At 48.5% G+C, this 13,058-nt stretch carries 14 protein-coding genes; 12 read left to right on the top strand and 2 right to left on the bottom strand.

Translation table 11 applies throughout. The annotated features are described in order from the left end of the window. Positions 1 to 46: 46 nt before the first annotated feature. Positions 47 to 661, top strand: coding sequence for a hypothetical protein (locus tag ACAN56_RS04720; protein WP_052092225.1), 615 nt, complete (start codon positions 47 to 49; stop codon positions 659 to 661). Between the two features lie 83 nt (positions 662 to 744). Here the strand turns inward: ACAN56_RS04720 and msrB are convergent, their stop codons facing one another. Continuing rightward, on the bottom strand, positions 745 to 1,731 hold the full coding sequence (gene msrB / locus ACAN56_RS04715) for a peptide-methionine (R)-S-oxide reductase MsrB (RefSeq protein ID WP_379140782.1): 987 nt from the start codon (positions 1,729 to 1,731) through the stop codon (positions 745 to 747). Between the two features lie 170 nt (positions 1,732 to 1,901). After that, positions 1,902 to 2,510, bottom strand: coding sequence for a TVP38/TMEM64 family protein (locus ACAN56_RS04710; RefSeq protein WP_379140780.1), 609 nt, complete (start codon positions 2,508 to 2,510; stop codon positions 1,902 to 1,904). Between the two features lie 135 nt (positions 2,511 to 2,645). On the opposite strand from ACAN56_RS04710, the gene ACAN56_RS04705 reads away from it, so the two are divergent. The 11 genes from ACAN56_RS04705 to ACAN56_RS04655 all read left to right on the top strand — a co-directional run bounded on the left by ACAN56_RS04705 (position 2,646) and on the right by ACAN56_RS04655 (position 12,909). Next, complete coding sequence (locus tag ACAN56_RS04705; protein WP_379140778.1) at positions 2,646 to 3,581, top strand: Gfo/Idh/MocA family protein; 936 nt, start codon at positions 2,646 to 2,648, stop codon at positions 3,579 to 3,581. Positions 3,582 to 3,605: 24 nt separating this feature from the next. Beyond that, positions 3,606 to 3,929 (top strand): hypothetical protein, encoded by a 324-nt coding sequence (locus tag ACAN56_RS04700; protein ID WP_038594993.1) that lies wholly within the window; start codon positions 3,606 to 3,608, stop codon positions 3,927 to 3,929. Between the two features lie 125 nt (positions 3,930 to 4,054). Then, positions 4,055 to 4,372 (top strand): winged helix-turn-helix transcriptional regulator, encoded by a 318-nt coding sequence (locus ACAN56_RS04695; RefSeq protein ID WP_038594991.1) that lies wholly within the window; start codon positions 4,055 to 4,057, stop codon positions 4,370 to 4,372. A gap of 433 nt (positions 4,373 to 4,805) precedes the next feature. Beyond that, complete coding sequence (locus ACAN56_RS04690; RefSeq protein WP_038594989.1) at positions 4,806 to 5,528, top strand: hypothetical protein; 723 nt, start codon at positions 4,806 to 4,808, stop codon at positions 5,526 to 5,528. A 59-nt stretch (positions 5,529 to 5,587) separates the two neighbouring features. Beyond that, positions 5,588 to 6,679 (top strand): MerR family transcriptional regulator, encoded by a 1,092-nt coding sequence (locus tag ACAN56_RS04685; RefSeq protein WP_379140774.1) that lies wholly within the window; start codon positions 5,588 to 5,590, stop codon positions 6,677 to 6,679. A gap of 194 nt (positions 6,680 to 6,873) precedes the next feature. Next, entirely contained in the window at positions 6,874 to 7,542 is a 669-nt protein-coding gene (gene ric / locus ACAN56_RS04680; RefSeq protein WP_379141402.1) for an iron-sulfur cluster repair di-iron protein, read from the top strand. Between the two features lie 197 nt (positions 7,543 to 7,739). Beyond that, positions 7,740 to 8,438, top strand: a complete 699-nt coding sequence (locus ACAN56_RS04675; RefSeq protein WP_038594987.1) for a hypothetical protein — start codon at positions 7,740 to 7,742, stop codon at positions 8,436 to 8,438. Positions 8,439 to 8,664: 226 nt separating this feature from the next. Beyond that, positions 8,665 to 11,091 carry a nitrite reductase large subunit NirB gene (nirB, locus tag ACAN56_RS04670; protein WP_038594985.1) on the top strand — a complete coding sequence of 809 codons (2,427 nt, stop codon included), beginning with the start codon at positions 8,665 to 8,667 and terminating at the stop codon, positions 11,089 to 11,091. 25 nt (positions 11,092 to 11,116) lie between these two features. Next, positions 11,117 to 11,458: a nitrite reductase small subunit NirD gene (gene nirD, locus ACAN56_RS04665; protein ID WP_038594983.1), complete on the top strand. Its 342-nt coding sequence runs from the start codon at positions 11,117 to 11,119 to the stop codon at positions 11,456 to 11,458. Positions 11,459 to 11,487: 29 nt separating this feature from the next. Next, entirely contained in the window at positions 11,488 to 12,279 is a 792-nt protein-coding gene (locus tag ACAN56_RS04660; protein ID WP_379140769.1) for a formate/nitrite transporter family protein, read from the top strand. A gap of 141 nt (positions 12,280 to 12,420) precedes the next feature. Then, on the top strand, positions 12,421 to 12,909 hold the full coding sequence (locus ACAN56_RS04655) for an NUDIX hydrolase (protein WP_076108850.1): 489 nt from the start codon (positions 12,421 to 12,423) through the stop codon (positions 12,907 to 12,909). Positions 12,910 to 13,058 lie beyond the last annotated feature (149 nt).

The following is a 13,058-nucleotide window of genomic DNA, read 5'->3' as shown; positions in this document are numbered from 1 at the left end:
GCGCGCCAGCTTCTACTAACTAATATGTATAGGGAGATGGATAAGAATGAACAGACACGGAGCAGTTAGAACAATTACCAATGCAGCCAGCTACACAGGGGTAACAACAAAGCTTATTCTGCCGACAACGATTAATCCGGTAAACGGCTACGTCGACTGGTACTTGGGCATCGGAGATGCCTCCATTGAAGCGGGGATTTCCTACTCTTACCTCGGGTTCAAAGTGTTTCTTGGAGCCTCCTACGGAGGAACCAGCACGTACTATGATTCCCAAGTTGTATCGAGTCTTGCCAAAGGCCAGACGGTTGACCTTAAGCTCACTTATGATCATTCCACGCGTCAAGCCACCTTGTATCTGAATGGTGCGGCGCTCCCTTGGACCGACCACAAGGATGTCGGCAATGCGTCGAAGGCGCTGGGGACGTATAACAAAGTGAAAATGATACACGGTGTGGAGGATCAAGGCGCCAGCTCGTACAGCCAGGCCAGCTTCTCCCAAACCCAGCTGCGTACGGACACAGCCGGGGCAAATTACACCCCTTGGACCAGCAGCCTCTCAACAACACAAAAGGTTGCTGTAGGCAGTGGTGATCCAACCAGTGCGAATAAATTCTCAGTGATTAATTTTGCACCACTTATTACGAAGCTTGACCCTGCATAAGCAAATACAAAAAAAGAAACTCTGTAATCAGAGTTTCTTTTTTTTGTATGGGTTAGATGTTTAGAATTCCTGCTCGTTATGAATCAGGCATGCTGGAAGAGCACACGGTACTCTCCATAGCCTTCCTTCTCCAGATCTTCTTTCGGCACAAAACGCAGGGCAGCCGAATTGATGCAGTACCGCAGGCCATTTTCACCGGGACCGTCGTTGAACACATGACCAAGGTGGGAATCGGCAGTTTTGCTGCGCACTTCCGTGCGGATCATTAAGTGGCTGAGATCGGTTTTCTCCTTGACCGAATAGTCGCGGATTGGCCGGGTAAAGCTGGGCCACCCGCAATCGGAATCGAATTTATCATGGGAACTGAAGAGCGGCTCACCGGATATGATATCTACGTATATACCGTCTCCATGATGATCCCAGAATTCGTTACGGAAAGGCGATTCCGTAGCGTTGTTCTGCGTTACTTCGTATTGCAGCGGCGTCAAACGTTCCTTCAGACTGTTCTTATCCTCCTGATATGTCCAGTGATTCTCGATAAAAGCATCCCGGCCGGAGCCCTTGCGGTAACGCTTGTAGTGTCCGGGATTCTTGTGATGATAACCCTGGTGGTACTCTTCGGCAGGGTAAAACGGTTTAGCCGGCAGGATTGGAGTTACAATTGGCCCCGAGAAACGTCCGCTGGCCTGTAGCGCAGCCTTGGAAGCTTCTGCCTGCTGGCACTGCTCCTCCGAATGGGTGAATATCGCCGTGCCGTAGGAAGTTCCGCGGTCATAGAATTGTCCTCCGGCATCTGTAGGGTCTATCTGTTGCCAGAACAGCTCCAGCAGCTTGCTGTATGGGAAAATATCCGGGTTAAAAGTAATCTGTACCGCTTCAACATGCCCGGTCGTTTCTGAGCACACTTCTTCATAGGTCGGATTGACCGTATGCCCGCCCGTATAACCGGAGAGGATCTCGACAATACCCGGCAGCTCCTCAAAAGGAGATACCATGCACCAGAAACAGCCTCCCGCAAAAGTCGCTTTTTCTGTTTTGGTGCCTATATGGTTAGACTGAACATCACTCATAAATATCCCTCCATTCATAGAATGCAATTAAATAGATCACAATTCAATTTAATTATAAAGCAAATTAGATCACTCTGCCAGCAGATGCCATTCGTGTGGCAGAATGCTTGTAAGCAACATCCTCATAGCTGCCGGGACTCTCACTGCTACATGTGTGCTCAGTTGACTCTTTATTCCAAGGAACGGCGGGGCCGGAGGGACCATACGGCCAGTGCGATTACGGCGACATAGATCAGAATAGCTATAACAGCGCTTTTCGGATGAAGGAACAGCTGTCCTCCAAGAAAGGCGTACAGCAATATGCCGGGGATTTTGCCTAGACCGGTAGCGGTGAGATAACTCCAGAAGTGCAGTCCGGATACACCGGCGTAGATGTTCACCGCCATTTGCGGAATTACCGGAGTCAGACGGGCAAGCACGATGGAAGCAAAGGGGCGCCGCTGTACGGCAGACGAGAATTTCTCAAGCAGTGGTATAGAGGCTAAGTATGTACCCGCCCTGTCTTGAAATATATATTTTACGATGCCGTACACTACCGCGGCAGCTATAGTGGTCGCTAACCAGCAGATGGCTGCGCCGGCTACACTTCCGTAGGCATATCCGAATAAAGCGATGACAGCCTTATAGGGTATGACAGGAAAAAAGGCCAGCAATGTGGCCGCGCCGATCGACAGGAGGAGATTGTGATCCTCCCGCAGCCAGCCCAGGATTTCATTTCTATAGATAAACACAAGGATTACACCCGCAATATACAGCAAAGCCATCAGCCATTTTCTCATTCTACTATTCCCTTTCTTCCGTTCATTCATCTCATCATACTGAAAAAAAAGTAATTAATGAAGCAAAGATCATTTGTCGAATGAGCTTGTCACTGTATAATACATCTAAGAATGACAGAAGGGGGAGATGCTACGATGAATAACACTGCACGTAAAAGAGTGGCGATGGTCGGCATCGGGGATATCGCCCGTAAAGTCTATTTGCCGCTGCTCTCCCGTCATGACCAGGCCGAGGTAGTTGGAGTGCTAAGCCATTCTCCGGCTACGGTTCAGGGAGCGGTCGGTATGTACCGCTTGCCCAAAGGCACCACCGATCTAAATGAGCTGCTGTCCTGGGATCTTGATGCGGTCTTCGTGCACAGTCCCACGCCTACTCATTATGAGATTGTGACCCAGTGTCTGGAGCACGGATTATCAGTGTATGTAGATAAGCCGCTGTCTTATGAGCTGGAACAATCCCGGCGGATGGCGGAACTGGCCGATGACAAAGGACTGCTTCTGGCTGTAGGCTTCAACCGCCGGTATGCCCCGATGTATATGGCAGCCAAGGCCTGGCTAACTAAAGCCGGCGGTATCAGCCATTGTCAGGCGGTCAAACACCGCGCGAAGCTGCAATCCGGCAGCAGCCGTGAAACTGTGCATGATGATCTGATTCATATGCTGGACCTGCTGCTCTGGCTCTGCGGCGGGGATTATGAGCTGCTTCACAGCAATCTTAAGTCCGATCGGGAAGGCAGGCTGCTTCAATCCTCCGGAATGTTGTCCTGGACCAGCGGGGAGAGCGGAATGTACAGTATGGTCAGGGATGCCGGAGCTGACCTTGAGAAGCTGGAGCTGCACGGAAACGGCAGATCAGTAGAAGTGGTGGACATGGAGAAGGTTACGTTATTCGAGAAGGGTTCCCTGCCACGCAACCAAAGCTTCGGAAGCTGGGATACGATTCTGGAGCGGAGAGGCTTCAGCGGCGTGGTCAGTCATTTTTTGAACAATATTCATACCCCGGAGCAATGCGGCATCTCAGCTTCCGCCGTTCTGCCCAGCCATGTGCTGGCAGCGAAGCTTGCCGAATGACAGAAGAGCAGAAAGGAGCACACTATGGACGAGTACAGCAAATCAATGGAAGAGCAGATTATCGAAAGCTACAAACGGGATGAGGAAATGATGATTCTCGTATTTGCCCAATGGTGTGTGAACAACAAATTAGACCCGCATATGCTGTATCTGCAGGCTTACCCGCAGCAGGAGGGCAATGCCGCGCTCAGCAGGGCACTGGCGCTGACTGTACCCGAGGAGGAAGCAGGCTTTATCTCCGATGATACGGTTCTAGGAGTGTTGTCCCTCTATAGCAACGATGATCTGGCTTACGTGGTAACCGAGGCGATTGCACAGCGAAAGCCGCCGCAAGGCACCATGGATTGACATCAGGGATATAATAAGGTAGGCTAATGAACTTTTTTTTGGTAAACGATGTTCATTACGCTATAAATGTGGTAAAATTATATATACTAACTAATTGTAAGTTTCACAAGTGAGAGGTGAGAACAATGGAAGAACATCAGCTGACGATGTGCCCAAGATTCGAAACGGCCTTCTCTTTCTTAGGCAAACGTTGGAATGGGCTGATTATCCAGACATTGATGAGTGGACCGAAGCGTTTTAAGGATATTTCCGGCCTGATTCCATCAATGAGCGATAAGATGCTGTCCGAACGAATGAAGGATCTGGAATGTGAGGGTATTCTGGTAAGGCATGTGTATCCGGAAACTCCGGTGCGCATCGAGTACGAATTAACCACTAAGGGCCGCGCACTTGAGCCGGTTATGCAGCAAATTCAGTCCTGGGCAGAGAGCTGGGTCGAGTAGCCCGCGCTTCAGTGTCCTATTGATCGCCTCTTTTCCGCTTCATGGAAAAGGGGCTTTTTCAAATTTATTCAAATTTTTTCAAATAAAACTTGCACAATCAACCGCAGGATATAATATAATAGAAAAAACTGTTGCCGGACGTGTGCGAGCGTTACCAAATATATGAATGTGCTTTCGAAGTGAGTTTTGTCGTAGTGGACTCGATAGAAGTAACGCTAACAAAACTAAGTGTATGCTTTCGAAGTGAGTTTTGTCGTAGTGGCCTCGAAGAAGTAACGCTAACAAAACTAAGTGTATGCTTTCGAAGTAAGTTTTGTCGTAGTGGACTCGATAGAAGTAACGCTAACAAAACTAAGTGTATGCTTTCGAAGTAGTTTTGTCGTAGTGGACTCGATAGAAGTAACGCTAACAAAACTTTTAGGAGGCGAGGAAGATGAAAACCACCTTGTTTTCCCGGGAAATAACATATGGAAAAGACGATGTTGCCGAGCTGGAGACCGCCTCAATTAAAGTTCAGCTCATTTACGACAAGACGTTGTTTATGCTGCACGGACATCTTCCCGGCTCGTTATGGGATGCGTGGATTGGAGTGCCCTACGAAATCATATCTTCCTTATACAAGGGAGATAACGATAGCGGGAGCGTGTTTCAGAAATGGATCCAGAGCCCGGCCGGCTGGAAATGCATCGGCTGTGAACGGCATTGCCTGGAACCATCGGCAGTCCCGGACAATCTCAGCTCCAGCCAGCAGCGCAGGTTCACCTTCCATAATGGCATCCGGCAGAGCATGGTGCTGCAGGCTGTAATATGGTCGCTGTATGAGAATACGGTGCTGCTTCAGCCATACTTGGGCGAAGAAGCCTTTCTGGATGGCGATGATCTCGATACGATTTCCACGTATTTCGTACCGACCTATATGAATAATCTAAGGCTGGCCGAGATTGGCAAACCCAGCAAAGAATATAAAGAAAAGAACATAAGGGTGTATCAGGAATGGATCGCAGCTCCCGATCTTGTACTGCAGTGGAATGGCGGCCTGACTGAGGGGCGATGGATGACAGGAGTCTATGTAGACCATTCCCGCTTCGCCGGTCTGGGACCTTATTTGAAGGATTCTGAGGGTAAACGGACGTATATGCAGGCTACGGTTCGATAGCGAAGCTTGATAACAAGAAGGATGGTAAGAATATAAAAAATAAACCAGTGGGAATGTCTATGACAACAGCGCGTGCCGGCACAATCGGTGCGCGCTGTTTTGAGTTGGGCTTGAAATCGCTGAGAGTAATAAGTACGGACAATCTGAACTATGGCTGTGAAAATAAGTTATTGACTGTTCCCTTGGGTATTAGCTTATTTTATTACAAGGAGGTGTTATTGATGAAAATAAGTGCGATTATGGATATTACGGGCCTTACCAAAAAAGCAATAAACTATTATGAGGAAGAAGGGTTACTAAGCCCTCATGTTAATCCTGAAAACAATTATCGGGAGTATTCGCAAAGTGATGCCGGTGTATTGGTGCAAATATCTGTTTTGAGACAATTTGATGTACCTCTAAAGGATATCAAAACCATGATATCGAACCCTCAAAGGTTAAAAGATTGTTTAGAACAACACTTAGTAAGACTTGACAATGAGATCAAAAGACTTGAAAAAAGCAAAAATGTGCTTCGATCCAGCCTGAGCAGTTTCGATTCTGATGAGATTGGACTTCTGCAATTAACACAACAACTATCGGTGCTGAATAAAACTCTTGAGCTGGATGAGCGTAGCAGAGAGGGTTTTATGAAAAAGCAGATTGAGCGTATTTTTCCAGGGAACTTTGGGAAGATGTTGATCATGCAATACAGTTCTTTCTTAAATGAACCTATAGATACGCCGGAAAAAGAGGAAGCGTGGATTTCCATAGTTAAATTCTTAGATGAAGTCGAAGTGATAAAATATCCACAGGAAATAGTCGACATGTATGAAAAGCTGACAATTAAAGATATTGAAAAGTATGAAAAACATATTAATGACTATATCGAGAAACGGCTTACCATAACAGACGAGGGACTTGTAAACGAAAGAGAGAAAATTACTGATTATATTCACCGATTAGAACACGATCCTGATATGCAGGCAGAATATATAAGATTGACAAATCTATCCGAAGGGATGAGGGGATTGATGAATGAAATTGGATATTATGATAAGTTTGTTAAAAATCTAAAAATTCTAAGCAAAGCGTTTTGTGCTTATAATGAAAAAGTGGAAGAGCTTTCGGAATTTTCAAAGTTATCAAATATTACATTTGACGTTCAATAAAATTTTATATATTCAGTGCGTTCAATCACTAGCTTGAGCTTCTCTGGGCGTTAAGGTGGAAGGGTAACAGAAACCAATAACGTAAGGGAGGGGCCATTATGACGGCCAATCAATTCAATAATACAATTACAGGAACACGGGACAATGCGGGAAGCGATTCTGCGGCAGCGCCTATCCAGTTTACCGGAGCGGACATGGTCAGAGATATTGTACTGCAATTCCCGAAGGCGGCAGATTATTTCAAGGGACAGCGGATCGACTTCTGCTGCGGGGGTGCAAAGCCGCTGGCCGAAGTGGCAGCTGAGAAAGGGATTGACCCGGAGACACTGCTTGCAGATCTGCATAAGCTGCTGAAAGAGCATCCTGTGCTTGATGTAGACACTGCATGGAATGAGGCATCTTCCGCTGAGCTGGTTGAGTATATTGTGAACAAGCATCACCGGTACTTGCGCGAAGAGCTGCCCCTGATCAGTCAGAATGTAACCAAGGTATTCCGCGTCCATGGCGAGGATTCTCCGCATCTGGGCGAAGTTTACCGGTTGTTTAACCTCCTGCGGGAAGATTTGCTGCAGCATACAGCGAAGGAGGAGGAATCCGAATTCCCTAAGATGCTGGCCTACTCCGAGAATCCGAGCGAAGAAGGATTGGCCGAGCTGCGCGGGCTGCTGCATACGCTGGAAGAAGAGCATGACGGAGCCGGTGAGATTTTGCGGGAGCTCCGCAGAGTTACGAACGACTTCACTCCGCCAGAGCATGCCTGCACAACCTACCGCCTGACCTATGCCCGCCTGGAGGAGTTAGAGGGAATGACCTTCGAGCATGTGCATCTGGAGAATAATATCTTGTTCCTGCGTTATCAGTAAAATAGAGCATGCTGTTCTCAAAGTCCCTGCGGGGACTTTTTTTCTTCTGCACCGTTTCGCTGCCTGATTAACGCCCGAAATTTATCGTTTGAGAACAAAGCTAGTTTGCGTTATTCTTAAAAGATAGTATACATAATGACTAAAGACCTGAGAAAATGATTGAGGTTATGATCGGGCGGAAGAGGGCGGTGCCGGGAATGTCCACGAAATTTCTGTGGCGTTTATGGTTAGGATTAATTATCATTGCGACGCTAGGCGGATGCTCGTCATTTGGTTCAGATGCGAACGGAAACAATGCCGCAGCCGGGGCTGCAGGCCCTGCTTTTTCACTAATGGCCGGTGATAATGAGCTGGCAGGGAACTCGGGGAGACAGCTTAGCGAAGCATACAAGCCAGGAATAACGCTTATAGAGCTGCTGAAGAGTAGCGGTGTCGTTACTTTTGCCGAAGACGGATTTAGCATACTGGCAGTCAATAAAATTTTTCTTGCCCCGGACATGATCTGGCAGATTCAGCTTGGCGGCAAAATCATAACCGATTGGAATAGTCCAGTCTCGCGGGAGCAGGCGATTGTTATTACTGCGAAGCCGGCAGCCGGAGATGCCCCGCTTCTGCCCATTATTCTTACAGTGAACGGCGGGAGTGAGCAGCCTGAACTGACACATTCACATATTTTATCTTATAGCGAGGACTTGTCTGTCAGGGGTCTGCTGAAGAGTAGCGGAATTGTTCAGTTGGCGGAAGACAACAAGACGGTAATCACGGTCATGGGGTACACGCCGCTCACCAGTGAAGACTGGAAGCTGAAAGTGAACGACAAGACGCTGCTTGACAGCGGAATTGATATGAAGCTCAGACCTCAAGATGTACTCGAGATTTCACTGGTTCTCCGGTAAGATGATAAGTAGCATAGCCAGATTTCCTTAATGCAAGCGGTAGCATAAGGGAAGCTGGCTATTTTTCTTTCAGCAAAAAACCTTACATACGCTGGCATAAAAATATGTGAAAAGATTCACATTTATTGTGATTTGAATCACAAATGCTCTTCAAATTTAAAACGTATAATTTTGTTATCAGATATGTATATGAAGAAATCCAGAAGCATTAAGGAGGGTCTTAACAGTGACCGTGGAGAGAGAAAAGTTAGTTTTGATAGGGAATGGTATGGCTGGCGTAGGCACTATCGAACAGATCCTTAAGCTTGGCGGCGCTTATGATATTACGATCTTTGGAAGCGAGCCTCATCCCAACTACAACCGGATAATGCTGTCCTATGTCCTCGAAGGAAGCAAGAGCATTGAGGATATCATTCTGAACGACCGGCAGTGGTACGAGGATAACAATATTACTCTGCATACTGGAACCACTGTTGTCCGGATTGATGAAGCCTCCCGTCAGATCGTTACAGATAATGGAATGTCGGTTCCTTACGATAAAGTTATTATTGCAACAGGTTCAAATTCATTCATTCTGCCGGTACCGGGCAGCACAAAGGATGGAGTTGTAGGCTTCCGCGACATTGCGGATTGCGACGCCATGCTGGCTGCAGCACAGCAATACCGCACAGCGGCTGTGATTGGCGGTGGACTGCTTGGTCTTGAAGCAGCCAAAGGACTTGTGAACCTCGGTATGGATGTTACCGTCGTGCATTTGCTGGAGGATTTGATGGAGCGTCAGCTTGACCATACTGCTTCATCCATGCTTCAAGCTGAACTTGAACGCCAGGGTGTGAAGTTTGCCATGGGCAAACAGACGGTTGAGCTGACCGGGGAGGAACGGGTAAACGGCCTGCGTTTCAGCGATGGAACCGAGCTGCAATCAGATTTTGTAGTGATGGCGGTCGGAATCAAACCGAATGTCCAACTGGCCAAAGACAGCGGCATCACGGTGAACCGCGGAATTGTCGTGAACGATTATCTCCAGACCTCGATGGCGAATGTCTATTCTGTAGGAGAATGTACAGAGCACCGCGGCACCTGCTACGGGCTGGTAGCTCCACTGTTCGAGCAGGGGATGGTGCTGGCGAAGCATTTGTGCGGCGCCTCCACCCAACCGTATGAAGGTTCTGTCGTAGCCACCAAGCTGAAGATCTCGGGGGTGGATGTCTTCTCTGCCGGTGATTTCACTGAAACAGCGGAGCATACCGTCATTTCGGCTAAAGATGAATGGAAGAGAACCTATAAGAAGATTCTGCTCAGAAACAATATTATTGTCGGTGCAGTTCTGTTCGGCGATGTGACTGAATCCGCAAGTCTGCAGAAGCTGGTCAAGCAGGGCACCGAAATGACCGACGAAATTTATGGCGAAGTAATGGGCACGGGCTGCTGCGGCGGAGGCAGTGCGAAAAAAGGCTTGTCAGTCGAAACGATGGCTGATGAGGAGATTGTCTGCGGCTGCAACGGCGTGACCAAGAAGGCGATCGTTGATGCCGTTACGGAGAACGGTTTTACCACGGTAGACGAAATTAAAGCCTGCACCGGAGCTACCCGCTCCTGCGGTGGCTGCAAGCCGGTTGTCGAGCAGATTCTGCAGTTTGTTCTCGGTGACAGCTTCCAGGAAAGTGCGAAGCAGGGGATTTGCGGATGCACCACCTTGAGCCGCGATGAGATTGTAGCAGAGATTACCGCTAAAGGCTTGAAAACGACCAAAGAGGTTATGAATGTGCTGGGCTGGAAACAAGCGGAAGGCTGCTCCAAATGTCGTCCGGCTGTGAACTATTATCTTGGCATGATCTACCCGGATACCCATGAGGATGAGAAGGAATCGCGGTTCGTCAATGAACGGATGAGTGCGAACATCCAGAAAGATGGTACCTTTACCGTTATTCCACGGATGTACGGCGGGGTAACTACACCGGAAGACCTGAGACGAATTGCCGATGTTTCCTTGAAATATAACGTGAAGGTTGTAAAAGTGACCGGTGGTCAGCGTCTGGATCTGGTCGGTATCCAAAAAGAGGATGTGCCTAAAGTATGGGAAGAGCTGGATATGCCTTCCGGTTATGGCTATGCGAAATCGCTTCGTACGGTAAAAACTTGTGTAGGTTCGCAGTTCTGCCGCTTCGGGACACAGGATTCCATGGGTATGGGAGCTTTTATTGAACGTAAATATGAACGCCTTGATTTGCCGGCCAAATTCAAAATAGCAGTCAACGGCTGCCCGCGCAACTGTGCGGAATCCTGCACGAAGGATATCGGCATCGTCGGCAACGACGGCGGCTGGGAAGTGTTCATTGGCGGCAACGGCGGGATCAAACCACGGATAGCCGATGCCTTCTGCAAGGTGAAAACCGATGATGAGCTGATCGAAATCTGCTCCGCCGTGATTCAGTACTACCGTGAAACCGGGAACTACCTGGAAAGAACCTCGGAGTGGGTCGAACGCATGGGACTGGAAAATATCCAGAACGTGATTCTGAACAATGAGGACAACCGTAAGGAGCTGGCTGCACGGATTGATTTTGCCCTGGCTCAGGTAACTGATCCTTGGAAAAAAATGCTGAATGACGACAGCACCCGCACCGCGCTGTTTGAGAAGGCAAGAGTCTAATCATAACCCAAAAGGAGAGAGAACAATGGATAGCGCAAAACAAGAATACGCCGTAGGACCGGTACAGAGTTTCCTGCCGCAAATTGGACGTGTTGTAACAGCCGGGAATCTGGAGCTGGCCATATTCCGCACCTCGGACGGAGCTTTCTATGCCGTAGAGAACAGCAGCCCTCATCCCAAGGGTGGGCCTCTCGCTGAGGGAATCGTATCGGGACATTATTTGTACGATCCGCTGTATGACTGGAAGATTGACCTTCGCAGCGGCGAGGTTCAGGCACCGGACCACGGTACAGTAGCAACCTTTCCCGTTTCTCTTGACGGAGATATCGTGAAAGTCAGCCTGCAACAGGCAGTTTTTCAAAGCTAAATTAAGATGAGGAATGGCGGGGTGGAGAGATGTTTACGCAAAGTGTCGAGAACATCGTAGAAACAGCAGTAGGCAAACGCGACAAAATGAACGAGAGTCTGCCGAGGTATTTTCTGGCTGCATTATTGGCCGGGGCTTACGTTGGGATCGGAATCATTCTTATTTTCTCACTCGGCGCACCGCTAGCGGCGGCCAAATCTCCTTTTCAGCCGCTTGTGATGGGCACCTCCTTCGGGATTGCACTGACACTGGTCGTATTTGCCGGATCTGAGCTGTTTACCGGGAACAATATGTTTTTTACCGTAAGTACGCTTGCCGGAAGAACCAGTGTCTGGGATACGGTAAAAAACTGGATTATTGTATTTGTCGGCAATGTTGCCGGTGCGGTCATTCTGGCGCTGCTGATTCAAGGAACGGGTCTGTTCAAGGCAGCTCCTGCTGAGCATCTGATCTTTACCGCTGCCGCCAAAAAAATGACTCTGCCCTACTCGGAGCTGTTCTTCCGCGGTATCCTCTGTAACTGGCTGGTCTGTCTGGCCTTGTGGATGTCCTCGCGAGCGAAAAGTGAAGCGGCGAAGCTGGTGCTGATCTGGTGGTGTCTGTTCGCCTTTATCGCCAGCGGATATGAGCATAGTGTGGCTAACATGACACTGCTAAGCGTAGCCGTACTGCTGCCGAACCATCCGGAGACCATCAGCATTGCCGGCTGGCTGCATAACATGATTCCTGTTACCCTGGGCAATATCATCGGTGGCGGTGTGTTTGTAGGTATGGCCTATTGGCTGATTTCACCGGTGCGCGCTGCCCGAGGCAAACGTTAATGTAACGATAAGTTTTGAATAGCAAGGAACTATAACTGTCTTGTGGGTCATAGCCCGCAGGACAGTTTTTTTGTTAAACTGTATCTGCACGGGGACTTTACATTAAGTCATATTGTTATTTTTTACAGGGAGAGATCTGCGATGAAGAGCTTCAATCATTTTGGGGTTTATGGAATTTGTGAACGTGAGGGCAGGCTGCTGGTCATACATAAAGGAAGAGGGGCTTATACCGGAAGATATGATCTTCCCGGGGGAAGGCTGGAGGAGAATGAATCGCTGGCTGATGGCTTGGTCAGAGAATTTATGGAGGAAACCGGGTTGTCCGTCAAGGTGAGAGACAGTCTGGGTACCTTTGATTTTTTTGTGCGCTATCAGGAGAATGACTTTACACATATGCATCACATCGCAGCGCTGTACACTGTGGACATCACGGACCCTCAACATGCTGTTACCATCGGAGTATTCGCGGAGCAGGATTCACTGGGGATGGAGTGGGTGGATCTGGCAGCCATTACGCTGGATTCGGCTTCACCGGTGGCGGTACTTGCAGCAGGTTGGCTAAGCGGAGGCAGCTTATCTCCAGAGGCTGGATATTATGGGGAATGGGAGATGAAAAGAGGCTCCATGTAGTACAGCTTAACAAATGGAGCTTTGCCTCAAGGCAATACAAACGGAAAAAAAGACGCCCGCAAGGCGTCTCAGACCACTCTATTTTTATTGTGAAGAAAATTTGGGCCCTATATGTTTCATTGAGGAGAATAGAGGGTATTATTACAAGG

Source organism: Paenibacillus paludis (assembly GCF_042610515.1).
GTDB lineage: Bacteria > Bacillota > Bacilli > Paenibacillales > Paenibacillaceae > Paenibacillus_AQ.
This window is presented reverse-complemented; position numbering and strand designations above follow the sequence as displayed.

What these genes read in the sequence shown, in the direction of transcription:
- ACAN56_RS04720 (WP_052092225.1), top strand. Translation starts at nt 47, where the DNA reads ATGAACAGACACGGAGCAGTTAGAACAATTACCAATGCAGCCAGCTAC.
- msrB (WP_379140782.1), bottom strand. Translation starts at nt 1,731, where the DNA reads ATGAGTGATGTTCAGTCTAACCATATAGGCACCAAAACAGAAAAAGCG.
- ACAN56_RS04710 (WP_379140780.1), bottom strand. Translation starts at nt 2,510, where the DNA reads ATGAGAAAATGGCTGATGGCTTTGCTGTATATTGCGGGTGTAATCCTT.
- ACAN56_RS04705 (WP_379140778.1), top strand. Translation starts at nt 2,646, where the DNA reads ATGAATAACACTGCACGTAAAAGAGTGGCGATGGTCGGCATCGGGGAT.
- ACAN56_RS04700 (WP_038594993.1), top strand. Translation starts at nt 3,606, where the DNA reads ATGGACGAGTACAGCAAATCAATGGAAGAGCAGATTATCGAAAGCTAC.
- ACAN56_RS04695 (WP_038594991.1), top strand. Translation starts at nt 4,055, where the DNA reads ATGGAAGAACATCAGCTGACGATGTGCCCAAGATTCGAAACGGCCTTC.
- ACAN56_RS04690 (WP_038594989.1), top strand. Translation starts at nt 4,806, where the DNA reads ATGAAAACCACCTTGTTTTCCCGGGAAATAACATATGGAAAAGACGAT.
- ACAN56_RS04685 (WP_379140774.1), top strand. Translation starts at nt 5,588, where the DNA reads ATGACAACAGCGCGTGCCGGCACAATCGGTGCGCGCTGTTTTGAGTTG.
- ric (WP_379141402.1), top strand. Translation starts at nt 6,874, where the DNA reads ATGGTCAGAGATATTGTACTGCAATTCCCGAAGGCGGCAGATTATTTC.
- ACAN56_RS04675 (WP_038594987.1), top strand. Translation starts at nt 7,740, where the DNA reads ATGTCCACGAAATTTCTGTGGCGTTTATGGTTAGGATTAATTATCATT.
- nirD (WP_038594983.1), top strand. Translation starts at nt 11,117, where the DNA reads ATGGATAGCGCAAAACAAGAATACGCCGTAGGACCGGTACAGAGTTTC.
- ACAN56_RS04660 (WP_379140769.1), top strand. Translation starts at nt 11,488, where the DNA reads ATGTTTACGCAAAGTGTCGAGAACATCGTAGAAACAGCAGTAGGCAAA.
- ACAN56_RS04655 (WP_076108850.1), top strand. Translation starts at nt 12,421, where the DNA reads ATGAAGAGCTTCAATCATTTTGGGGTTTATGGAATTTGTGAACGTGAG.